Annotated in this window: 22 protein-coding genes; 11 read left to right on the plus strand and 11 right to left on the minus strand. The window is 63.7% G+C overall.

Features of this window, described 5'->3' with window-relative positions; genetic code table 11:
• Positions 1–107 precede the first annotated feature (107 nt).
• Positions 108–824 (minus strand): response regulator transcription factor, encoded by a 717-nt coding sequence (locus PVZ78_RS17220; protein ID WP_009041468.1) that lies wholly within the window; start codon positions 822–824, stop codon positions 108–110.
• Between the two features lie 231 nt (positions 825–1,055).
• Between PVZ78_RS17220 and PVZ78_RS17225 the strand changes: the two genes are divergently transcribed.
• The 4 genes from PVZ78_RS17225 to PVZ78_RS17240 all read left to right on the plus strand — a co-directional run bounded on the left by PVZ78_RS17225 (position 1,056) and on the right by PVZ78_RS17240 (position 5,857).
• The gene (locus tag PVZ78_RS17225) at positions 1,056–1,346 is read left to right on the plus strand and encodes a hypothetical protein (RefSeq protein ID WP_016703945.1); all 291 of its coding nucleotides are present in this window, start codon (positions 1,056–1,058) and stop codon (positions 1,344–1,346) included.
• Positions 1,347–1,650: 304 nt separating this feature from the next.
• Positions 1,651–2,340, plus strand: a complete 690-nt coding sequence (gene aqpZ / locus PVZ78_RS17230) for an aquaporin Z (protein ID WP_007921032.1) — start codon at positions 1,651–1,653, stop codon at positions 2,338–2,340.
• Between the two features lie 199 nt (positions 2,341–2,539).
• The gene (locus tag PVZ78_RS17235; RefSeq protein WP_028683592.1) at positions 2,540–3,526 is read left to right on the plus strand and encodes a FecR family protein; all 987 of its coding nucleotides are present in this window, start codon (positions 2,540–2,542) and stop codon (positions 3,524–3,526) included.
• Positions 3,527–3,538: 12 nt separating this feature from the next.
• A complete protein-coding gene (locus PVZ78_RS17240; RefSeq protein ID WP_036985504.1) occupies positions 3,539–5,857 on the plus strand; it encodes a CHASE2 domain-containing protein in 2,319 nt (772 codons plus the stop codon).
• Positions 5,858–6,030: 173 nt separating this feature from the next.
• Here PVZ78_RS17240 and PVZ78_RS17245 read toward each other — a convergent pair whose 3' ends face one another.
• From PVZ78_RS17245 to glyQ, 4 genes are all read right to left on the minus strand, one after another.
• Entirely contained in the window at positions 6,031–6,801 is a 771-nt protein-coding gene (locus PVZ78_RS17245; RefSeq protein ID WP_037006036.1) for a lysophospholipid acyltransferase family protein, read from the minus strand.
• An 85-nt stretch (positions 6,802–6,886) separates the two neighbouring features.
• Positions 6,887–7,420: a D-glycero-beta-D-manno-heptose 1,7-bisphosphate 7-phosphatase gene (gene gmhB, locus PVZ78_RS17250; RefSeq protein ID WP_016703942.1), complete on the minus strand. Its 534-nt coding sequence runs from the start codon at positions 7,418–7,420 to the stop codon at positions 6,887–6,889.
• Between the two features lie 7 nt (positions 7,421–7,427).
• A complete protein-coding gene (gene glyS, locus PVZ78_RS17255; RefSeq protein ID WP_038635693.1) occupies positions 7,428–9,482 on the minus strand; it encodes a glycine--tRNA ligase subunit beta in 2,055 nt (684 codons plus the stop codon).
• The gene (gene glyQ, locus PVZ78_RS17260; RefSeq protein WP_003177094.1) at positions 9,479–10,432 is read right to left on the minus strand and encodes a glycine--tRNA ligase subunit alpha; all 954 of its coding nucleotides are present in this window, start codon (positions 10,430–10,432) and stop codon (positions 9,479–9,481) included. The genes glyS and glyQ overlap by 4 nt, the downstream gene beginning before the upstream one ends.
• A gap of 81 nt (positions 10,433–10,513) precedes the next feature.
• Here glyQ and PVZ78_RS17265 point away from each other — a divergent pair, with 81 nt between their 5' ends.
• The 3 genes from PVZ78_RS17265 to PVZ78_RS17275 all read left to right on the plus strand — a co-directional run bounded on the left by PVZ78_RS17265 (position 10,514) and on the right by PVZ78_RS17275 (position 12,319).
• Positions 10,514–11,077: a DNA-3-methyladenine glycosylase I gene (locus PVZ78_RS17265; RefSeq protein ID WP_009046221.1), complete on the plus strand. Its 564-nt coding sequence runs from the start codon at positions 10,514–10,516 to the stop codon at positions 11,075–11,077.
• Positions 11,078–11,121: 44 nt separating this feature from the next.
• The gene (locus PVZ78_RS17270) at positions 11,122–12,009 is read left to right on the plus strand and encodes a lysophospholipid acyltransferase (protein WP_009046222.1); all 888 of its coding nucleotides are present in this window, start codon (positions 11,122–11,124) and stop codon (positions 12,007–12,009) included.
• Between the two features lie 70 nt (positions 12,010–12,079).
• Complete coding sequence (locus PVZ78_RS17275) at positions 12,080–12,319, plus strand: pilus protein PilZ (protein WP_009041477.1); 240 nt, start codon at positions 12,080–12,082, stop codon at positions 12,317–12,319.
• Between the two features lie 165 nt (positions 12,320–12,484).
• Here PVZ78_RS17275 and PVZ78_RS17280 read toward each other — a convergent pair whose 3' ends face one another.
• From PVZ78_RS17280 to def, 5 genes are all read right to left on the minus strand, one after another.
• The gene (locus tag PVZ78_RS17280; protein WP_009046223.1) at positions 12,485–12,802 is read right to left on the minus strand and encodes a tetratricopeptide repeat protein; all 318 of its coding nucleotides are present in this window, start codon (positions 12,800–12,802) and stop codon (positions 12,485–12,487) included.
• 138 nt (positions 12,803–12,940) lie between these two features.
• Positions 12,941–14,314, minus strand: a complete 1,374-nt coding sequence (gene trkA / locus PVZ78_RS17285) for a Trk system potassium transporter TrkA (RefSeq protein ID WP_007932603.1) — start codon at positions 14,312–14,314, stop codon at positions 12,941–12,943.
• A 24-nt stretch (positions 14,315–14,338) separates the two neighbouring features.
• Positions 14,339–15,664 carry a 16S rRNA (cytosine(967)-C(5))-methyltransferase RsmB gene (rsmB, locus tag PVZ78_RS17290; RefSeq protein ID WP_016703939.1) on the minus strand — a complete coding sequence of 442 codons (1,326 nt, stop codon included), beginning with the start codon at positions 15,662–15,664 and terminating at the stop codon, positions 14,339–14,341.
• Positions 15,661–16,620 (minus strand): methionyl-tRNA formyltransferase, encoded by a 960-nt coding sequence (gene fmt / locus PVZ78_RS17295; protein ID WP_016703938.1) that lies wholly within the window; start codon positions 16,618–16,620, stop codon positions 15,661–15,663. The genes rsmB and fmt overlap by 4 nt, the downstream gene beginning before the upstream one ends.
• Positions 16,621–16,689: 69 nt before the next feature.
• On the minus strand, positions 16,690–17,196 hold the full coding sequence (gene def / locus PVZ78_RS17300) for a peptide deformylase (protein ID WP_009041482.1): 507 nt from the start codon (positions 17,194–17,196) through the stop codon (positions 16,690–16,692).
• 152 nt (positions 17,197–17,348) lie between these two features.
• On the opposite strand from def, the gene PVZ78_RS17305 reads away from it, so the two are divergent.
• The 3 genes from PVZ78_RS17305 to PVZ78_RS17315 all read left to right on the plus strand — a co-directional run bounded on the left by PVZ78_RS17305 (position 17,349) and on the right by PVZ78_RS17315 (position 20,175).
• Positions 17,349–18,374, plus strand: coding sequence for a LysM peptidoglycan-binding domain-containing protein (locus PVZ78_RS17305; protein WP_273828997.1), 1,026 nt, complete (start codon positions 17,349–17,351; stop codon positions 18,372–18,374).
• Between the two features lie 79 nt (positions 18,375–18,453).
• Positions 18,454–19,563 (plus strand): DNA-processing protein DprA, encoded by a 1,110-nt coding sequence (gene dprA / locus PVZ78_RS17310; RefSeq protein ID WP_273828998.1) that lies wholly within the window; start codon positions 18,454–18,456, stop codon positions 19,561–19,563.
• Positions 19,564–19,617: 54 nt separating this feature from the next.
• The gene (locus tag PVZ78_RS17315; RefSeq protein WP_007926207.1) at positions 19,618–20,175 is read left to right on the plus strand and encodes an L-threonylcarbamoyladenylate synthase; all 558 of its coding nucleotides are present in this window, start codon (positions 19,618–19,620) and stop codon (positions 20,173–20,175) included.
• A gap of 45 nt (positions 20,176–20,220) precedes the next feature.
• Here the strand turns inward: PVZ78_RS17315 and PVZ78_RS17320 are convergent, their stop codons facing one another.
• Positions 20,221–21,198, minus strand: a complete 978-nt coding sequence (locus PVZ78_RS17320; protein ID WP_038635678.1) for an NADPH:quinone reductase — start codon at positions 21,196–21,198, stop codon at positions 20,221–20,223.
• A 168-nt stretch (positions 21,199–21,366) separates the two neighbouring features.
• Here PVZ78_RS17320 and hemF point away from each other — a divergent pair, with 168 nt between their 5' ends.
• Positions 21,367–22,284 (plus strand): oxygen-dependent coproporphyrinogen oxidase, encoded by a 918-nt coding sequence (gene hemF / locus PVZ78_RS17325; RefSeq protein ID WP_009046232.1) that lies wholly within the window; start codon positions 21,367–21,369, stop codon positions 22,282–22,284.
• Positions 22,285–22,396 lie beyond the last annotated feature (112 nt).

The raw sequence follows: 22,396 nt of genomic DNA on the forward strand, positions 1-22,396 counted from the left end.
GAATGGCGTACGGTTACCGGGATAGCGAATTCTTTTTCATGAAGATCAAGAGCGTCTTTCCCGGTAATCCGTGAAGAACCTTTTTTATTGCCCGGCTAAAAGGGGCCCTACTCGGCCGCCGAAACACTTTCCAGGCGATAGCCATAACCATAGATGGTCAGCAGCTGCCAGCCACGATCCGCGGTCAGCCCCAGCTTGTTGCGCAGGCGGTAGATGTGGGTGTCCAGGGGGCGGGAGGAGACGATTTCCTCATGGGTCCAGAAACGCTCATAAAGGTATTCCCGGGATAGCGGCCGACCCAGGTTGGCGAACAGGCAGCGGGCCAGGCGGTATTCGCGTTCGGTGAGGCTGATCGGGTTGCCGGCGCGGGTCACGGTCAGCTCGGCGTCGTCGAAGGCCAGGTCGTTGAAGGTCTGTACCTCGACGGCCGCCGAGCGCTGCAAGCCGTGGCGACGCAGGACAGCGGTCACCCGTGCCTTGAGTTCGTTGGGGCGGAAAGGTTTGCTCACATAGTCGTCGGCCCCGGTATTCAGGGCCTGGACGATATCGCTCTCGGCATCGCGGCTGGTGAGCATGATGGCCGCCGGTGGCGCCTCCATGTGCTCGCGGGTCCAGCGCAGCAACGAGAGTCCGCTGAGGTCCGGCAGCTGCCAGTCGAGAATCAGCAGGTCGAAGGTTTCGCGCCGCAGCTGCCGCAGCAGGTCCTCGCCACGCTCGAAGCTGTGCAGCGTCCATGGTTGTTCCCCGGGGCCGGGGATCTGTCGCAGTGTCTGTTCCACCCGCGCCAGTTCGGCGGGCTCGTCATCCAGTATTGCGACACGCATGCGGGGCAGTTCCTTTTATCGCGAGAGAATGCTGATGGCTTTATTTGAGGCCTTTCCTGGCGCTGAGTTTAGGCTGATCAGACGAATCTGAACAATTGTGGCGAATTGCTCTGGTTCACACCTTTGCTCGGTACGCTGATGTCATATAGCCGGTAGCCGACAGGAGCACTGTCCATCCGGCCTGCATTCGTTGCAGAACGATACCGGCTCGAACGTGCAAGGAAAAGAACTATGGGGAACATCCTGGGGAAGGGGCGGTTGCTCTACGCAGGCATTGCGCAGGCAGCGGACCTGGCTCGATTTACCACTCTGATGCTCGCGGCTTGCCTGAGCCTGGGGTCGACCGCGGAGCAGCCTGCGCTGCCGTCTTCGGACTATGCCTTGCCGGTGCAGCGTTATTTCAGCCCGTCCGTAACCACTATCGGGTTCAGCGACTCCCAGGGCTTCGCCCCGATCAGCGCGCCACAGACACAGACGGCGCAGCCTATGGTCTATCAGGAGCAGCAGCGTTGGGTGTTCTAGATCAGACAATTCTGAACAAATATTGCAAACCGGCCCGGCCTCCACGGCATGCCGGTAAATTCGTAGTCGCTGAGTGGCACACAGGGGCAATCGGAAGTGCTCCGACACAGGGAGTGTCAACCGCCGGATTGGCGGACGTCAGGCCGGGGCTTGTCTTCGGTTTGCAGTACAGGGGAATACAGGGAGTGCCTCCTCAGGACGTAATGCTCCGACACAGGGATGTGTCATCCCTCCTCTCCCGCGCGGCCCCACGGCGCCGCCAGCCAACAAACAATTCCTCATTTTTTATCTGTGAAGGCCTCTGATGAAGACATTCGGCGCTGAGTTTTTCGGTACGTTCTGGTTGGTCCTGGGCGGGTGCGGGAGCGCCGTGCTGGCGGCCGGCGTTCCGCAATTCGGGATCGGTTATCTGGGGGTAGCCCTGGCCTTTGGCCTGAGCGTCCTGACTATGGCTTACGCATTGGGTCCGATTTCCGGGGCTCACCTCAACCCCGCGGTCTCGGTTGGCCTGTGGTTGAGCGGGCGTTTTCCGGGTAGCCGACTGCTGCCTTATATCGTCGCCCAGGTGCTCGGTGGACTCGCCGCAGGTGGCGTACTGTTCCTGATCGCCTCCGGCAAGGTCGGGTTCGACGCTTCGGCGGGCTTCGCAGCCAACGGTTACGGTGAACACTCCCCTGGCGGCTACTCGATGTTCGCTGCGCTGTTGACCGAAGTCGTGCTCACCGCGATGTTCCTCCTGATCATCCTGGGCGCCACCGCCAAGCGCGCGCCAGCCGGTTTTGCCCCGATTGCCATTGGCCTGACGCTGACCCTGATCCACCTGATCAGCATTCCGGTCACCAATACCTCGGTCAACCCTGCTCGCAGCACCGCGGTCGCCTTCTTCGCCGGCGAGTGGGCAGTGTCCCAGCTGTGGCTGTTCTGGGTAGCACCGCTGTTGGGCGCAGGGCTGGGAGCCCTGGCCTATCGGTTGATCTCCATCGAGCGGGACTGACCTGAGCGGGTCGGATGCGCTGATTCGCATCCGGCCGGCATGGAGCCAAACAGCGCAGCCGCTCTTTAGCGGTTGTGCTGTTTGTCCCGTAATGGAATGACCCTGGCCGGCCTTGGTTCAAGAGGTATGGTCAGAACGCTAACAATGCAGTTCTAATGGCACGGACTTCAGAAGAGCGCGACTACGGACCCATGAACCCATGACCTCCTTGCACATCCGCCACCGGGCCATGCTCGTTTCATTTCTGCTCGGCAGCACACTGGCCTTTTCCATGCCGCAGGCTGCCGTCGCCGCGCCCAAGCGCCCTCCCTATATCGATGAAAACCAGCAATGCCGTGGCCAGCCGCTGCCGGCGACGGTCGAGCATCTCACGGGCGAAGCCTGGAAGCTGGATGCCAAGGGCAACCAGGTACCCCTGGAAGAAGGCATGAGCGTCGATGAACTCGAAGGGGTAAAGACCTCGCCTTCGGCATTCGTCAGCCTGTCCCTGGGCGATGGCTCGCTGGTGGTGCTGCCCTCCAGTTCCCAGATCACCCTGCACCTGAACGAAGAACATGCGATCCCCCAGGTCGCGCTCGAACAGGGGCAGATCGAGTCCTATGTCATCAAGCGCCCGAGCGATTACGACCGTTTCCAGATCGTCACGCCGATCGGCGTGCTGGGTGTACGCGGTACGCACTTCCGGGTGCGTAACGACGATCAGCAGTCGCTGGTGGAAGTGCTCAACGGCCAGGTAGCGGTCAACCGCGAAGACGACGAAGCGCCGAAACAGACCAAGGGCAAGAAACGCCCTGTGGATAAACCGGTCGGGCCGGTTCCCGGTGAAGTGCAGGTCATGGCTCGCCAAGGTTTGCGTATCCAGAAAGAAGGCCCGTTGAAGCCAGTCGATCTATTACCTGCGCCGCAGCTGATGGGCCAGGCGGGCCAGACGGGCGATCTGCCGGTCTGGCAGCTGATCATGAAGCCCTTGCCGGGCGCCAAGCGTTACCGGGCCCAGGTGGCGACCGACAAAAGCTTCCTCAATATCAAGCAGGAACAGTTCTCCAGCACGCCGGAAGTCAACTTCAGCGGCCTGGAAGCCTTTTTTTATCATGTCCGCCTTTCTGCTTTCGATGAGCACGGACTCGAAGGAGAGACGGGGGTCTATGACATCTTCTATTACCCCAGGACCACGCGTGTTCAGTAAGTGCGCGGCGGTTTGTCGGTGAGGCGCTGGCGCCGACCCGAGGGCCGGGAGCCGACGCAAGCCCAGCGACTGTTTGGCGGTCTGGTGCGGGAATGGGCATGGGTCAGCCTGATCCTGCTGCCCTTGACCGCCCTGTTGTCGCTGAGCCACGGATTGGCGCTGAATAACCTGCTGTATGACAACCTGCGACGGCTCAGCCCGTTGCCGGTCGATTCACGCCTGCTGATGATCACCATCGACGACTACAGCCTGCAGCAGCTGGGCCAGTGGCCCTGGCCGCGCACCCTGCACGCCGACCTGCTGGATCGGCTGACGGCGGCCAAGGTCCAGGGCGTGCTGTTCGACGTGATCTTCAGCGAACCCGACAGCGTCCCCGAGAACGATCAGCACCTGGCCCAGGCGATCTGCCGCGAAGGCCAGGTATTCCTGCCCCTGCTGCGCGAGAGCGTGGCCCGCTATGGCCAGCCGCTGGGTGAGATCGAACCTGTGGCCCCGTTGAGTCAGTGCGCCAAGGCGGTCGGCCATATCAATGCCGAGGCCGATACCGACGGCACGGTCCGCAGCGTCTATCTGCGCGAAGGCCCACCGCAGGCGCCGAAGGCACAATTGGCCTGGCTGCTTTATCAACAGGCGCACCCGGTGGGCACTGCCCTGTCGATGCCTGGCTCGGACACCGCGCAGATCACCCAGGGCTGGCTGCGCAGCAACGAAATACGCATCCCCTTCATCAGCACCCAGGCCGGGTTCCCCAGTGTTCCCTATGTCAGCGTATTGCGCGGTGAAGTCCCACCGGAGTTGTTGCGTGACAAGCTGATCCTGATCGGCACCACCGCTCCCGGCCTGGGCGACCGTTACGTCACCCCGCAGTCGGCCAGCGTCGGCACCACCCCAGGCATCGAGATCCAGGCCAACCTGCTCAATGGCTTGTTGCAGCAGCGCACCATCGTTGCCCTGGGGCAATGGCCGGCCGCGGCGCTGTCGGTGCTGCTGGTGGCGGCCCTGCTGGGATTGCTGCTGGTACGGCCGCGGCATGCGTTGTGGTTGACCCTGGCCTGCATGGCGGCGGCCCTACTCGGTTCGGCCGGGCTGCTGCGCCTGGGACTGTGGTGGCCGCCGGTGGCCAGTCTGCTGGGGATGCTGCTGGCTTACCTGATCTGGAACTGGCGTCGCCTGAGCGTGATCCTGGCCTACTTTGGCTGGGAGCTGGCGCGCCTGGACAGCGAACCCAAGGTACTGCCCGAACGCCGGCGCACCCAGACCCCCGCCGGGGATGTGCTGCAGGGGCAGATCGTGGCCCTGGAGCAGGCCTTGAGCCGCACCCGCGACACCCGCCGGTTCATTGCCGACGGCCTGGAATACCTGCCGGTGGCCACCCTGATCAGCGATCCGGACGGCCGCGTGTTGCTGGCCAACCGCAACGCCCGTGAAGTGTTTGGCAACGCGCTGATCGGCGAGGACCTGGTCCACCAGTTGGCCGGCCTGGGTTATCCCGGTTTGCAGGACGGGCAACGCCCTGCCCTGTCGCAACTGCAGCCATTGGAATTTCGGGATATCGAACAGCGCAGCCTGCGCGTGGACCTGGCGCCCTTGCTGCCGATCGACAGCGATACGCCGATCGGCTGGCTGCTGAGCCTCACCGACCTGAGCCTCGAGCGGGATGCCGAGCAGCAGCGGGCCACCCTGTTGCGCTTCCTGTCCCATGACCTGCGCGCGCCCCATTCGGCGATCCTGGCCTTGCTCGATGTGCAGCGGCACCAGGGCTCGGGCGATACACGGATCTACAGCCAGATCGAACTGCAGGTGCGTCGCGCCCTGGGGCTCACCGAAGCCTTTGTGCAACTGGCGAAGGCCGAGTCCGAGGCCTATCAGTTCCAGCCGAGCATGTTCGCCATGCTGGTGCTGGATGCATTCGACCAGGCCATGACCATCGCCCAGCTGAAAAACATCCAGCTGGTGCATGACCTCGACGACGACGCCGAAGGCATGGTGCTGGCCGATCAATCCCTGCTGACCCGGGCCTTGTTCAATCTGCTGGAAAACGCCATTAAGTACAGCCCGTCGGGCTCGACCGTCCGGGTGCAAGTCGCTTGCACAGAAGGCTGGCTGACCTGCGATATCACCGACCAGGGCAAAGGCATTGCGGCCGATGAGCTGCCGCAGCTGTTCGTGCAGTACCAGCGCTTCGCCTCGGCCCAGGGCAGCGAAGGCCTGGGGCTGGGGTTGTCGATGGTCAAGGCGGTGGTCGACCGGCATGAAGGGCGGATTGTCTGCCGTAGTGTGGTCGGCCAGGGGACAACCTTCAGCCTGCAATTACCCCTGCTCACGGACTGAATATCGACAGGCGAAAAAAAAACCGGCTCCAGGGCCGGTTTTTTTCGTATCCAGAAAACTTATGCACGTTTTCCGGAGTTTTATGGGTTTATGAAATATGTATATAAATCATCTGCTTACGAATTTTATATAGCGATTATCCATAAAACGGTACACAGGTTATCCACAGAAACTCAGATGGCCATCTTGTCCGGCGCCGCGGCTACCGGAGGCAGCGAACCCATGTCCCGCTGCGCCTGCTCATTCCAGGCTGCGACCCGGTCGTTGAGCTCGGCGATGGCCCGTGGTCCGGAGCCTTCGGCGTACATCGGCGCACCGATCACCACGGTGATGGTGCCGGGGTGCCTGACCCAGCCGGTCTTCGGCCAGTATTTGCCGGCATTGTGCGCGATCGGCAGCACCGGCAAGTCGGCGTTGACCGCCAGGGCGCTGCCGCTGCGGGAGAACTTGCCCATCTGGCCGTAAGGCACCCGGGTACCTTCCGGGAAGATCAGTACCCAGACATTGTCCTTGAGCAGCTCGTCGCCCTTGCTGGCGACCTGCTTGAGCGCGGCCTTGGGGTTGTCGCGATCGATGGCGATCGGACGCAGCATGGCCATGGCCCAGCCGAAGAACGGCACGTACAGCAGTTCACGCTTGAGCACCTGGCTCAGCGGTTCGAAATAGGCCGAGAGAAAGAACGTCTCCCAGGTGCTCTGGTGGTTCGAGACAATCACGCATGGACGCTCGGGGACGTTTTCCGCGCCCTTCACTTCCACGTTGATCTTGAGAAACACCTTGGCCAGCCACAACGCGCAGCGGCACCAATAGACGTTGATAAAGCGATAGCGCGCCTTGAACGGCAGGAAGGGCGCGATAAAAAAGCTCAGGGAGCACCACAGCAACGAACTGGTGCCCAGCAGCAGGTAAAAGAAGAAGGTTCTGATTGCCTGCAGGATCGACATAGCGGCGTTTACCGTTGCGGGCATTGCCCGCCTCTAAAAAAGCGCACTCCCGAACAGTCCTTGGCCAGGATGTCAGAAGAACTCTCTAATTGTGGATAAGTTCAGCGGCAACTGCCGCCAGGTCGTCAAAAATCAAGGTGCCTACCGGTAGGGTTTTCCCCAGGGTCTTTTCGCCTTTCCCGGTCTTTACCAAAACTGGCTGAGAGTCGACGGCTTTTGCGGCTTCCAGGTCACCGAGACTGTCGCCCACAAACCATAGACCAGCCAGATCCACTTCGTAGTGCCGGGCAATGGTCTGCAACATGCCGGGCTTGGGTTTGCGGCAGGCGCAACCTTCGTCCGGGCCATGGGGGCAGTACACGATGAGGCCGAGTTCGCCGCCCTGCTCGGCCACCAGGGCGCGCAGGCGCTCGTGCATGGCGTCGAGGGTGGCGACATCGTAGTAACCGCGAGCGATGCCCGACTGGTTGGTAGCGACCGCTACCGTCCAGCCGGCCTTGCTCAACTGCGCAATGGCTTCGACCGAGCCGGGGAGCGGAATCCACTCCTCCACCGATTTGATGTAAGCGTCGGAGTCGTAATTGATCACTCCGTCCCGATCGAGAATCAGCAGTTTCACGTACGCCTTACCCCAGCAACGAGATGTCGGCGACACCGAGGAACAGACCCCGCAGACGTGCCAGCAGCGCGTAGCGGTTGGCCCGCACGTTGGCGTCTTCGGCGTTGACCATGACCTTCTCGAAGAAGGCGTCGACCGGCTCGCGCAGGGCGGCCAGGCGGGCCAGGGTCTCGCTGTACTGACGCGCCGCGGCCATTGGCTGCACAGCCTGGTCCGCTTGCTGGATCGCCGAGTACAGGGAGAACTCGTTGGCGTTGTCGAAGTACTTGGCTTCCACGGTGGTCGGCACGCTGCCTTCGACCTTGCTCAGCAGGTTCGAGACGCGCTTGTTCACCGCGGCCAGCGCAGCGGCTTCCGGCAGCTTGCGGAAGGCCTGCACGGCCTGCACGCGCTGGTCGAAGTCCAGGGCCGAACCCGGCTTCAGGGCACGGACCGACAGGTAGGTGGCGACATCCACGCCTTCGTCTTCGTAACGGGCACGCAGACGGTCGAAGATGAACTCCAGGACCTGATCGGCCAGGCCGGCGCTCTTGACCTTGCTGCCGAACGCGCTGACGGCGAACGCCACGGCTTCGGTCAGGTCCAGGTCGAGCTTCTTGTCGATCAGGATGCGCAGCACGCCCAGCGCGGCACGACGCAGCGCGTACGGGTCCTTGCTGCCGGTTGGCAGCATGCCGATGCCGAAGATGCCGACCAGGGTGTCGAGCTTGTCGGCGATGGCCACGGCGGCACCGGTGACGGTGCTTGGCAGCTCGGCGCCGGCGCCACGCGGCATGTACTGCTCGTTCAGCGCCAGGGCGACGTCTTCCGGCTCGCCGTCATTGAGGGCGTAGTAGTAACCGGCGATGCCTTGCATTTCCGGGAACTCGCCGACCATTTCGGTGGCCAGGTCGCACTTCGACAGCAGGCCCGCGCGCGCGGCGCGCTGGGCGTCGCCGCCGATGCGCGGGGCGATGAACGCGGCCAGTTTCGAGACGCGCTCGGCCTTGTCGTAAACACTGCCCAGCTTCTCCTGGAACACCACGTTCTGCAGGCGCTGGTTGAAGTCTTCGAGCTTCTGTTTCTTATCCTGCTTGAAGAAGAACTCGGCGTCGGTCAGGCGTGGGCGAACGACTTTCTCGTTGCCCTCGATGATCTGGCGCGGGTCCTTGCTTTCGATGTTGGCCACGGTGATGAAGCGCGGCAGCAGCTTGCCGTCGACGTCCAGCAGGCAGAAGTACTTCTGGTTGTCCTGCATGGTGGTGATCAGGGCTTCCTGCGGCACTTCGAGGAAACGTTCCTCGAACGAGCACACCAGCGGCACCGGCCATTCCACCAGGGCGGTCACTTCGTCCAGCAGATCGGCTGGAACGATGGCAGTACCTTCCTGCAGGCGCGCCAGTTCTTCGGTGCGCTTGCTGATCAGCTCGCGACGCTCGTTGGCGTCGGCCAGCACGTAGGCGGCACGCAGGTCGTCCAGGTAGTTGGCCGGCGAGGTGATGCGCACGCTTTGCGGATGATGGAAGCGGTGACCGCGGGAGTCGCGACCGGCTTTCTGGGCGAGGATGGTGCAGTCGATGACCTGGTCACCGAGCAGCATCACCAGCCATTGGGTCGGACGCACGAACTCTTCCTTGCGCGCAGCCCAACGCATGCGTTTTGGAATCGGCAGGTCGTTCAGCGAGTCTTCGACGATGGTCGGCAGCAGGCTGGTGGTCGGTTTGCCCTTGATGCTCTGGCTGTAGCGCAGCTTCGGCCCGCTCTGGTCGATTTCGCTCAGGTCCACGCCACATTTCTTGGCGAAGCCCAGGGCAGCCTGGGTCGGGTTGCCTTCGGCGTCGAAGGCGGCCTGACGCGGCGGGCCGTCGAGGTTGATGCTGCGATCCGGCTGCTGGGTGGCCAGGCCGCTGATCAGCACCGCCAGGCGGCGTGGTGCGGCGTAGACGTGCTTGGTCTCGAAGTTCAGGCCGGCGGCCTGCAGGCCTTTTTCGATACCGCCCAGGAAGGCTTCGGCCAGGGTGTTCAGGGCTTTGGGTGGCAGTTCTTCAGTGCCCAGTTCAACCAGAAAATCTTGCGCACTCATTGTGCCGCCTCCAACTTAGCCAACACTTCATCACGCAGGTCCGGGGTTGCCATCGGGAAGCCCAGCTTGGCGCGGGCCAGCAGGTAGGCTTGCGCAACGGAACGCGCCAGGGTGCGCACACGCAGGATGTACTGCTGACGCGCGGTCACGGAGATCGCGCGACGGGCATCCAGCAGGTTGAAGGTGTGCGAGGCCTTGAGGACCATTTCATAGCTCGGCAGCGGCAGCGGCTGGTCCAGCTCGATCAGGCGCTTGGCTTCGCTTTCGTAGAAATCGAACAGTTCGAACAGCTTCTCGACGTTGGCGTGTTCGAAGTTGTAGGTCGACTGCTCCACTTCGTTCTGGTGGAACACGTCGCCGTAGGTCACCTTGCCGAACGGGCCGTCGGCCCAGACCAGGTCATAGACCGAATCCACGCCCTGCAGGTACATGGCCAGGCGTTCCAGGCCGTAGGTGATCTCGCCGGTCACCGGGTAGCACTCGATGCCACCGGCTTGCTGGAAGTAGGTGAACTGGGTCACTTCCATGCCGTTGAGCCAGACTTCCCAGCCCAGGCCCCAGGCGCCGAGGGTCGGCGATTCCCAGTTGTCTTCGACGAAACGGATGTCGTGCACCAGCGGGTCGAGCCCGACGTGCTTGAGCGAGCCCAGGTACAGCTCCTGGAAGTTTTCCGGGTTCGGCTTCAAGACCACCTGGAACTGGTAGTAGTGCTGCAGACGGTTCGGGTTTTCGCCGTAGCGGCCGTCAGTCGGGCGACGACTGGGCTGCACATAAGCGGCGTTCCAGGTTTCCGGGCCGATGGCGCGCAGGAACGTGGCGGTATGGAAAGTGCCGGCGCCTACTTCCATATCGTAGGGCTGAAGTACCACACAACCTTGCTCGGCCCAGTATTGCTGGAGGGCGAGGATCAAGTCTTGGAAGGTACGCACGGCTGGCGTAGGCTGGCTCACGAAATTCACCTGTTACTTGGGCTGCGATTTAAAGAGCGGGAGTATACCCGATTCAGTTGTGCGCACGCCCACTGGAGCCTTATGCCACGCTGCTTTTGGTGCAACGAAGATCCCCTGTACATGGCGTACCACGATCAGGAGTGGGGCGTGCCGCTACGCGATGCGCAGCGTTTGTTCGAGTTGTTATTGCTCGAAGGGTTCCAGGCCGGCCTGTCCTGGATCACCGTCCTGAAGAAGCGCGAGCGCTATCGCCAGGTGCTGTTCGGCTTCGATGTGCAGCGCGTGGCACAGATGAGCGATGCACAAATCGACGAGTTGATGCTCGATCCCGGGATCATCCGCAACCGCCTGAAACTCGCTGCCGCCCGGCGCAACGCCCAGGCCTGGATGGCGCTGGAGGACCCGGTGGCATTCCTCTGGTCGTTCGTCGGCGGGGTGCCCAGGGTCAATCATTTCAAGGATCGCAGCGAGGTCCCGGCGGTGACCCCAGAGGCCGAGGCGATGAGCAAGGGTCTGAAAAAGGCCGGCTTCACCTTTGTCGGGCCGACCATCTGTTATGCGCTGATGCAGGCTTCGGGCATGGTGATGGATCACACCCGCGACTGCGATCGCTACGCCATCCTGGCAAACGGGCGGTTAGAATAACCGGCTTGCGACAAGGTTCATGACCCGGATATCAGGAGTCACCTGTGGATAAGTTTAAAGGCGCCCTGCTGGTGGGCGCTCTGCGATTGTTTGCCCTGCTGCCCTGGCGCGCGGTGCAGGCGGTCGGTTCGGCCATCGGCTGGATCATGTGGAAGACCCCCAACCGTTCCCGCGATGTGGTGCGGATCAACCTGGCCAAGTGCTTTCCGCAGATGGACGCCGCCGAGCGCGAGCGTCTGGTGGGACAGAGCCTGAAAGACATCGGCAAGTCCCTGACCGAAAGCGCCTGTGCCTGGATCTGGCCGGCCGAGCGCTCGATCGCCCTGGTGCGTGAAGTCGAGGGCCTCGAGGTGCTGCAAGAGGCGCTGGCGTCGGGCAAGGGCGTGGTCGGCATCACCAGCCACCTGGGCAACTGGGAAGTGCTCAACCACTTCTATTGCAGCCAGTGCAAACCGATCATTTTCTACCGTCCGCCGAAGCTCAAGGCGGTGGACGAACTGCTGCGCAAGCAGCGGGTCCAGCTGGGCAACCGCGTGGCGGCCTCGACCAAGGAAGGCATCCTCAGCGTCATCAAGGAAGTGCGCAAAGGTGGTGCGGTGGGCATTCCCGCCGACCCGGAACCGGCCGAATCCGCCGGGATCTTCGTGCCCTTCTTCGCCACCAAGGCGCTGACCAGCAAGTTCGTGCCGAACATGCTGGCCGGCGGCAAGGCGGTCGGGGTGTTCCTGCATGCGCTGCGCCTGCCCGACGGTTCCGGCTACAAGGTAATCCTCGAAGCCGCGCCGGATGCGATGTACAGCACCGATACCGAAACCTCCTGCGCGGCGATGAGCCAGGTAGTCGAGCGCTATGTGCGGGCTTATCCGAGCCAGTACATGTGGAGCATGAAGCGTTTCAAGAAACGTCCGGCCGGCGAAGAACGCTGGTACTGACCGCCTGGCACGATCTGTGGATAACCTTTCGGCCAAGGTTATCCACAAAGGTTGAAGCAGAGCACAGCATATGCCCGATTCGCGCAAATCCCTGAGGATCAAGATCCAGCACGAAAGCTTCGGCGAATGCCTGGGCCAGACGCGCAACCTGTCTGCCAGCGGGGTCTACGTCAAGCACCCGGCGTTGGCGGCGCTACCCAAGGGCGCGGTGGTCTACGGCCAGGTGCAAGGCCTGCCGATGAACGCTCCGCGGGTGAAGATGGAAGTGGTGCTGGTGGACGCCGAGGGCATCGGCCTGCGTTATCTCTGAAGCGTTCGGACATCGCCTGTAGCCGCTGACGAACTTGCGAGGCTGCGTACGAGGACGCAGTCCTCGCTAAACCTGCGCAGCAGGAGTGTCTGGCAGATCGCGGCGCCTGGTTCTACGACCGCTTCGCGGTCGATCGCAGCCTCGCTCACTCGGCAGCGGCTACAGTCAGCCTTTGGTCTGGCGCTCGAGTTTCTTGAGAAATACCGTCATTTCCTTTTCCGCCTGCTTGTCGCCATGCCCGCGGGCCGCTTCCAGGCCCTGCTCCCAGGCCTGGCGCGCCGCCGGATAATCCTCCAGGCCTTGATAGGCCTTGCCCAGCAGCTTCCACGCCGCCGAATACTTGGGGTCGAAACCGACGCAGCGTTGCAAGTGCTCGGCGGCCTTGGCGTATTCGTGCAGATCCAGATAACCCTTGCCCAGGCCGAAGCGCAGCAGCGAGTTATCCATACCCTTGGCGAGCATTTTTTCCAGGGATTCGAGCATGGGAGGGCTCCTTCGACGGTTAGGTGGCGTATTCGAGACAGCTATCGCGAGCAAGCTCGTTCCTACAGGGATGTACGCCTTCCATTGTAGGAGCGAGCTTGCTCGCGATTGACCGGTCCTGACAGCGCAGGTCCCGGATCAGAAGAAGCTCAACCCCACGTGGAACAGCTTCTCCACATCGCGGATATGTTTTTTATCCACAAGGAACAGAATCACATGGTCGCCGGCCTCGATCACCGTGTCGTCATGGGCGATCAGCACTTCCTCGTCGCGGATGATCGCGCCGATGGTGGTGCCTGGAGGCAGCGCGATGTCCTCGATGGCGCGGCCGATCACCTTGCTCGATTTGGCATCGCCATGGGCGATCGCCTCGATGGCTTCCGCCGCGCCACGGCGCAGCGAGTGCACGCTGACGATATCGCCACGGCGCACGTGGGCCAGCAGGGTGCCGATGGTCGCCAGCTGCGGGCTGATGGCGATGTCGATATCGCCGCCCTGGATCAGGTCGACATAGGCCGGGTTGTTGATGATGGTCATCACCTTCTTCGCTCCCAGGCGCTTGGCCAGGAGCGAGGACATGATGTTGGCCTCGTCGTCGTTGGTCAGGGCCAGGAAGATATCGGCGTCGGCGATGTTCTCTTCCATCAGCAGGTCGCGGTCCGAGGCGCTGCCTTGCAGGACCACGGTGCTGTCGAGGTTGTCCGAGAGGTAGCGGCAACGCGCCGGGTTCATCTCGATGATCTTCACCTGGTAACGGCTTTCGATGGCTTCGGCCAGGCGTTCGCCGATCTGCCCGCCGCCGGCGATGACGATGCGCTTGTAGGACTCGTCGAGGCGGCGCATCTCGCTCATCACCGCGCGGATGTTGGCCTTGGCGGCGATGAAGAACACTTCGTCGTCGGCCTCGATCACCGTATCGCCCTGGGGCAGGATCGGCCGGTCACGGCGGAAGATCGCCGCGACGCGGGTGTCGACGTTGGGCATGTGCTCGCGCAGCTGGCGCAGTTGCTGCCCCACCAGCGGCCCGCCGTAATAGGCCCGGACCGCCACCAGCTGGGCCTTGCCTTCGGCGAAGTCGATCACCTGCAGGGCGCCGGGGTGTTCGATCAGGCGCTTGATGTAGTTGGTCACCACCTGTTCCGGGCTGATCAGCACGTCGACCGGAATCGCCTCGTTGTCGAACAGGCCGGCGCGGGTCAGGTAGGCCGCCTCGCGGACCCGGGCGATCTTGGTCGGGGTGTGGAACAAGGTGTGGGCGACCTGGCAGGCGACCATGTTGGTTTCGTCGCTGTTGGTCACCGCGACCAGCATGTCGGCATCGTCGGCGCCGGCCTGGCGCAGCACCGTCGGGAACGAACCGCGGCCCTGTACGGTGCGGATGTCCAGGCGGTCGCCGAGATCGCGCAGGCGTTCGCCATCGGTGTCGACCACTGTAATGTCGTTGGCTTCGCTGGCCAGATGCTCTGCCAGCGTGCCGCCCACCTGCCCTGCTCCGAGGATGATGATCTTCATCCAGTCACTCCCTTAGAACCTTTCTTAACCGCGCGCGGCGGCAATCTTGATCAGCTTGGCGTAGTAGAACCCGTCATGGCCGCCCTCTTGCGCCAGCAACTGGCGACCGTGGGGCTGCTTCAGGCCGGCCGGAGGCTGGCCCAGTTGCCCGCCGATGTCCAGTTCGCGAGCGCCCGGGGTCCGGGCCAGGAACGCCTCGATCACCTCGGTGTTTTCGGTCGGCAAGGTCGAGCAGGTGGCGTACAGCAGGATGCCGCCGACTTCCAGGGTCGACCACATGGTGTCCAGCAGTTCGCCTTGCAAGGTGGCCAGGGCGGCGATGTCGTCGGCCTGACGGGTGAGCTTGATATCCGGGTGGCGACGGATCACCCCGGTGGCCGAACACGGCGCGTCCAGCAGGATGCGCTGGAACGGCTTGCCGTCCCACCAGGCGGCGGTGTCGCGGCCGTCGGCGGCGATCAGCTCGGCGTTCAGCCCCAGGCGGTCGAGGTTCTCCTGGACACGCACCAGGCGCTTGGCTTCCAGGTCCACCGCGACCACGCCGGCCAGCGCGGGCTCGACTTCGAGGATGTGGCAGGTCTTGCCGCCAGGCGCGCAGCAGGCGTCCAGCACCCGTTGTCCCGGCGCCAGCTCCAGCAGCTCGGCGGCCAGTTGCGCGGCCTCGTCCTGCACGCTGATCCAGCCTTCGGCGAAGCCCGGCAGGCTGCGCACGTCGGCGGCTTCATCGAGGACGATGCCGTCCTGGCTGTAGACGCAAGGCTTGGCGGCGACACCGGCTTCGCTCAGCAGCTGGAGGTAGGCCGTGCGGGATTTATGGCGACGGTTGACCCGCAGGATCATCGGCGGGTGGGCGTTGTTGGCGGCGCAGATGGCTTCCCACTGCTCGGGCCAGAACGCCTTGAGGGATTTTTGCAGCCAGCGCGGATGGGCGGTACGCACCACCGGGTCGCGCTCCAGCTCGGCGAACAGCGCTTCGCTCTCACGTTGGGCGCGGCGCAGCACGGCATTGATCAGCGCCTTGGCCCAGGGCTTTTTCAGTTTGTCGGCGCAGCCCACGGTTTCGCCGATGGCGGCATGCGCCGGGACGCGGGTGTAGAGCAATTGATAAAGGCCCACCAGCAGCAGCGCCTCGACATCGGCATCGGCCGCCTTGAACGGCTTCTGCAACAGCTTGGCCGCCAGCGCCGCCAGCCGTGGCTGCCAGCGCGCGGTGCCGAACGCCAGGTCCTGGGTGAAGCCGCGATCGCGCACTTCGACCTTGTCCAGCAGGGTTGGCAGCGAGCTGTTGAGCGAGGCCTTGCCATTGAGAACCGAGGTCAGGGCCTTGGCGGCGGCCAGACGCGGGTTCATTGGGCGTCCACCGCTTGTCCGAGCACGGTGCCGGTGGCGAATTTCTCACGCCGGCTGTTGAACAGGTCGCTGAAGTTCAGCGCCTTGCCGCCGGGCAATTGCAGGCGAGTCAGGCACAGCGCCTGCTCGCCGCAGGCGACGAGCAGGCCGTCCTTGCTGGCGCCGAGGATGGTTCCCGGGGCGCCCTTGCCTTCGGCGAGACTGGCGGCCAGCACTTTCAGGGCTTCGCCATTGAGCGTGCTGTGGCAGATCGGCCAGGGGTTGAAGGCCCGTACCAGGCGCTCCAGTTCCAGCGCCGGGCGGCTCCAGTCGATCCGTGCTTCGTCCTTGTTCAGCTTGTGGGCGTAGGTGGCCAGGCTGTCGTCCTGCACTTCGCCTTGCAGGGTTCCGGCAGCGAGGCCGGCGATGGCCTGCACCACGGCCGGCGGGCCCATTTCGGCGAGACGGTCATGCAGGCTGCCGCCGGTGTCGGTGGCGCTGATCGGGGTGCGGACCTTGAGCAGCATCGGCCCGGTGTCCAGGCCGGCTTCCATGCGCATCACGGTCACGCCGCTCTCGGCGTCGCCGGCTTCCACGGCGCGCTGGATCGGCGCCGCCCCGCGCCAGCGTGGCAGCAGCGAAGCGTGGCTGTTGATGCAGCCCAGGCGCGGAATATCCAGCACCGCCTGCGGCAGGATCAGGCCGTAGGCGACCACCACCATCAGGTCCGGCGCGAGGGCCGCCAGTTCGGCCTGGGCCTCCGCGTTGCGCAGGGTTGGCGGCTGCAGCACGGGGATATCGTGCTCCAGCGCCAGTTGCTTGACCGGGCTCGGCATCAGCTTTTGCCCGCGTCCGGCCGGCCGGTCCGGCTGGGTGTAGACCGCGACGATCTCGTAGGGGCTGTCGAGCAGGGCCTTGAGGTGTTCGGCGGCAAATTCCGGGGTACCGGCAAAGACGATGCGCAGTGGCTCAGTCATGGGAATTCTCGCTAATAAATACGCAGAAAAGAAAAAGGCTTGCCGCTGCAAGCCTTTGGAAGAAGGGGATCAAGCCTGCTGACGATGCTGCTTTTCCAGCTTCTTCTTGATCCGGTCGCGTTTGAGCGTGGACAGGTAATCGACGAACAATTTGCCGTTGAGGTGGTCGCATTCGTGCTGGATGCACACCGCGAGCAGGCCTTCGGCGATCAGTTCGTAAGGCTGGCCGTCACGGTCCAGGGCCTTGATTTTCACGCGTTGCGGACGATCGACGTTCTCGTAGAAGCCCGGTACCGACAGGCAGCCTTCCTGATACTGGCCCATTTCGTCGGTGAGCGCTTCGAACTCTGGGTTGATGAACACCCGTGGCTCGCTGCGGTCTTCGGACAGGTCCATGACCACGATGCGCTTGTGCACGTTGACCTGGGTAGCGGCCAGGCCGATGCCGGGCGCCTCATACATTGTTTCAAACATGTCGTCGACCAACTGACGCACTTCGTCGTCCACTACGGCCACTGGTTTGGCGATAGTGCGCAGGCGCGAGTCGGGGAATTCGAGGATGTTTAAAATGGCCATAAGCGTAATTGCTACACGTGTGAAGTAAGTTCGGAGTCGGAGGCCTTGCGGGGTCTGGAAGGGCAACCGTTGTAAAACGTGCTCGATCAGGAGCAGGGAGCGCACAGGCGCTGGCGTTTCACGCGAGTACACATAATAAAGGGATTCACCGCATGAGGAAATCACTACTCGCCTTGCTGCTCGTGGGCTGGGCCGGTTTCGGCCAGGCGCAGGTGCCGCTCCGGGAGGGTTACCCACAGCGCTACACCGTGGTGGCGGGCGATACCTTGTGGAGCATCGCCAACCGCTTTCTGCGCGATCCCTGGCAATGGCCGGCGCTCTGGCAGGCCAATTCCAGCCTCGCCGACCCCGATCTGATCTACCCCGGCGACTCCCTGGCGCTGGTACAGGTCAATGGCGAACCACGCCTGACCCTGGAGCGCGGCGCTTCCCGGGGTACGGTCAAACTGTCGCCTCAGGTGCGCCGCACGCCGCTGGCCGAGGCGATCCCGACCATTCCACTGCAGGCCATCGACAGCTTTCTGCTGAGCAACCGCATCCTCGACCGGGCCGAGACCTTCGACAGTGCGCCCTACATAGTCGCCGGCGATGCCGAACGGGTGCTCAGCGGCACCGGCGACCGGATCTTCGCGCGCGGCCGCTTCGACCCGGAACAATCGGCCTACGGCATCTTCCGCCAGGGCAAGACCTACACCGACCCGCAGAGCGGCGAAGTGCTGGGGATCAACGCCGACGAGATCGGCGGCGGCGAGGTGGTCGCGGTCGAGGGCGATATCGCCACCCTGCAATTGCAGCGCACCATCCAGGAAGTGCGCCTGGGCGACCGTTTGTTCAGCGGCGAGCCGCGGGTCATCAACTCGACCTTTGTCCCCAGCCCGCCGAGCCGGGCGGTCGAGGGCCTGATCATCGACGTGCCACGGGGCGTCACCCAGATCGGCGCGCTGGACGTGGTGACGCTGAACAAGGGGCGGCGCGATGGCCTGGCTGAAGGCAATGTGCTGGCGGTGCTGAAGACCGGTGAAACCGTGCGCGATCGGGTGGCCGGCGGCCAGGTGAAGATGCCGGATGAGCGGGCCGGTCTGCTGATGGTTTTCCGCACCTACGACAAACTCAGCTACGGCCTGGTGCTCAATGCTTCCCGCTCCCTGGCGATCATGGACAAGGTGCGTAACCCGTAAACCCTCAACAAGTTACCAACAGAGTTATCCACAGCTTATTCCTGCTTCAGCCGGGCTTATAACGATCAAGGATGATCCTATGTCACTGCCTGCCCAGGCTCCGGTTTCCCCCGCGGAACTGGAAGCCCGTCTACGTTTGCATCGCTTGCCGGACCTTGGCCCGAAGCGTTTTCAGCTGTTGTTCGAAGCCTTCGGTTCGGCCTCCAAGGCCATCAGCGCGCCGGCCAGCGCCTGGCGTGCGCTGGGCCTGCCGGCGAGTGCGGCCGAGGCTCGGCGCAACGCCGAAGTGCGTGATGGCGCCAGCCGTGCATTGGCCTGGCTGGAGCGTCCGGGCCAGCATTTACTGATGTGGGACCAGCCTGACTACCCGCCGCTGCTGAATGAAATTGCCGATGCGCCGCCGCTGCTGTTTGTCGCTGGCGATCCGCGGATCCTGGAAAAACCGCAGTTGGCGGTGGTTGGCAGTCGTCGCGCTTCGAGGCCAGGAATGGACACCGCCGCGGCCTTTTCCCGTAGCCTGGCCGCGGCCGGTTTTGTCATCACCAGCGGCCTGGCGCTGGGGATCGATGGCGCGGCGCACCAGGCCGCCCTGGAGGTCGGCGGGCAGACCGTCGGCGTGCTCGGCACCGGCCTGGAAAAATTTTATCCACAGCGCAATCGACGCCTGGCCGACGCCATGATCGCCCAGGGCAGCGCGCTGGTTTCCGAGTTCCCGCTGGAGACCGGCCCCCACGCCAGCCACTTTCCCCGGCGCAACCGGATTATCAGCGGCCTGTCCCTTGGCGTGCTGGTGGTGGAGGCCAGCGTCGCCAGCGGTTCGCTGATCACCGCCCGGCTCGCCGCCGAGCAAGGCCGCGAGGTGTATGCGATACCCGGGTCGATCCATCACCCCGGGGCCCGGGGCTGTCATCAGCTGATTCGCGATGGCGCGGTGCTGGTGGAAACCATCGAACATATCCTCGAAGCCCTGCGTGGCTGGCAACGGCTGTCGTTATCCCCAGCCCCGCCACCAGTCGCGCCCGCTCACCCGTTGCTGGCGCTGTTGCATGCTGCGCCGCAGACCAGCGAGGGCCTGGTGCAGGCCAGTGGCTGGAGCCTGTCCAGGGTGCTGGCGGCGCTTACGGAGCTGGAGCTGGAGGGCCATGCGGTATGTGAAGCAGGCTGCTGGTATGCCCGGGCAAAAGGCTAGGCTTTATAAGCAGGATCGGTAAACTGCGCACAGCCTTAATCCGGAGAGTCAGCAATGGTCAGCAGTTGGCGTGTGCAACAAGCCGCACGAGAAATTCGCGCAGGGGCGGTGATTGCCTACCCAACCGAAGCAGTCTGGGGGTTGGGGTGCGACCCGTGGAACGAAGAGGCGGTGGACCGGTTGCTGGCCATCAAGTCGCGCTCCGTGGACAAGGGCCTGATCCTGATCGCCGACAACATCCGCCAGTTCGATTTCCTCTTCGAGGACTTCCCCCAGGAATGGCTCGATCGCATGGCCAGCACCTGGCCGGGGCCGAACACCTGGCTGGTGCCCCATCAGAATCTGTTGCCGGAATGGGTCACTGGGGTCCACGACACCGTGGCCTTGCGGGTCAGCGATCATCCACTGGTGCGCGAGTTATGTGCGCTGGTGGGGCCGCTGATTTCCACCTCGGCCAATCCCCAGGGGCGCCCGGCCGCCCGCACGCGGATTCGCGTCGAGCAGTATTTCCGCGGGCAGCTGGACATGGTCCTGGGCGGCAGCCTGGGTGGGCGCAAGAACCCGAGCCTGATCCGCGACCTGGTGACCGGCAAGATCGTGCGTCCGGCCTGACACCGCGTCATCGTTTATCGCGGGCAAGCCGGATCGCGATGCATTTCAAGGCAGCAGAATGGTCGAACCCGTGGTGCGCCGCGCCGCCAGTTCGATCTGTGCCTTCGCCGCTTCCGCCAGTGGATAACGCTGGCCGATCTCGATCTTCAGCTTGCCGCTGGTAATCATGCCGAACAGATCGTCGGCCATGGCCTGCAGGTTCTCGGCGTTGTTGGCGTAGGTGCCCAGGGTCGGACGGGTGACATACAGCGAGCCCTTGGCCGCCAGGATGCCCAGGTTGACCCCCTCCACCGCGCCCGAGGCGTTGCCGAAGCTGACCATCAGGCCCCGTGGCTGCAGGCAGTCCAGCGAGGTCAGCCAGGTGTCCTTGCCCACGCCGTCGTAGACCACCGGGCATTTCTTGCCGTCGGTCAGCTCCAGTACGCGCTTGGCCACGTCTTCATGGCTGTAGTCGATGGTTTCCCAGGCGCCGAGGGATTTCGCCAGCGCGGCTTTTTCCGGCGAGCTGACAGTACCGATCAGCTTCACCCCCAGGGCCTTGGCCCACTGGCAGGCGAGCAGCCCGACACCGCCGGCGGCCGCGTGGAACAGCACGGTTTCACCGCCCTTGAGCTCGTAGGTCTGGCGCAGCAGGTACTGCACGGTCAGGCCCTTGAGCATCACCCCGGCCGCCTGTTCGAAGCTGATGCTGTCCGGCAGGTGCACCAGATTGTCCGCGGGCAGTACATGCAGCTCGCTGTAGGCACCCAGCGGACCGCTGCCATAAGCCACGCGATCGCCGACCTTGAAGCGGGTCACGGCGCTGCCCACCGCCTCGACCACCCCGGCCCCTTCGGCACCCAGGCCCGATGGCAAGGCCGGTGGCGCGTAGAGACCGCTGCGGTAGTAGGTGTCGATGAAGTTCAGGCCGATGGCCTTGTTGCTCACGCGGACCTGTTGCGGGCCCGGTTCTGCGGGTTGGTAATCCACATACTCGAGTACTTCCGGGCCGCCATGGGCCCGGAACTGGATACGTTTGGCCATCTGCACTCTCTCCTCGGTCGTGTCGCGAAAGTGCCTTATCGGACTCCTATGCTTGACCGCCGTCAACTGCGACCGGCCCCCACGCAGTGTTATGCTACGCGCCCATTTGCGCAGGCCCCCTGCTGTATCCCTGGCGCCGCGTAGCTTTGCCCGATTCAAGGTGATGCCATGACTACCCGCACCGAGGCCGTAAAAGCCTACCTGCTCGACCTGCAAGACCGCATTTGCGCTGCCCTGGAAGCCGAAGACGGCGGTACGCGCTTCGTCGAAGACGCCTGGACCCGACCGGCCGGCGGTGGCGGGCGCACCCGGGTGATTGCCGACGGTACGGTGATCGAGAAAGGCGGCGTCAACTTTTCCCACGTGTTCGGCAGCGGCTTGCCGCCGTCCGCCAGCGCCCACCGGCCCGAACTGGCCGGCCGTGGATTCGAGGCGCTGGGCGTGTCGCTGGTGATCCACCCGCACAACCCCCATGTGCCGACTTCCCACGCCAACGTAAGGTTCTTCATCGCCGAAAAAGCAGGCGAAGAGCCGGTCTGGTGGTTCGGCGGCGGTTTCGACCTGACCCCCTACTACGCCAACGAAGAGGACTGTGTGCACTGGCACCGCGTCGCCGAAAAGGCCTGTGCTCCGTTCGGCCCGGACGTCTACCCGCGCTACAAGGCCTGGTGCGACAGCTACTTCCACATCAAGCATCGCAATGAACCACGTGGCATCGGCGGCCTGTTCTTCGACGACCTCAACGAGTGGGACTTCGACACCAGCTTCGCCTTCATGCGCGCCATCGGCGACGCCTACCTCGAGGCCTACCTGCCGATCGTCCAGCGCCGCAAGGCCCTGGGCTATACCGAGAAGCAGCGCGAGTTCCAGGAGTACCGTCGCGGCCGCTATGTCGAGTTCAACCTGGTCTACGACCGCGGCACCCTGTTCGGCCTGCAATCGGGCGGGCGTACCGAGTCGATCCTCATGTCCCTGCCGCCGCAGGTGCGCTGGGGCTACGACTGGAAAGCCGAGCCGGGCAGCGAAGAAGCGCGCCTGACCGAATATTTCCTGCAGGACCGCGACTGGCTGGCGGGCTCTGCGTAAAGCGTTGCAGCCGGCTGGCCGGCGCTGGACGATAATGCGATTGAACAGAACAGCGCAGCGTCCCTGTCGCCAGCAAGCTGGTTCCTTACAGGGATGTGCATGAGGGTTTTAT

This window comes from Pseudomonas sp. SBT1-2, from assembly GCF_028640875.1.
In the GTDB taxonomy this organism is placed as follows: domain Bacteria; phylum Pseudomonadota; class Gammaproteobacteria; order Pseudomonadales; family Pseudomonadaceae; genus Aquipseudomonas; species Aquipseudomonas chlororaphis_I.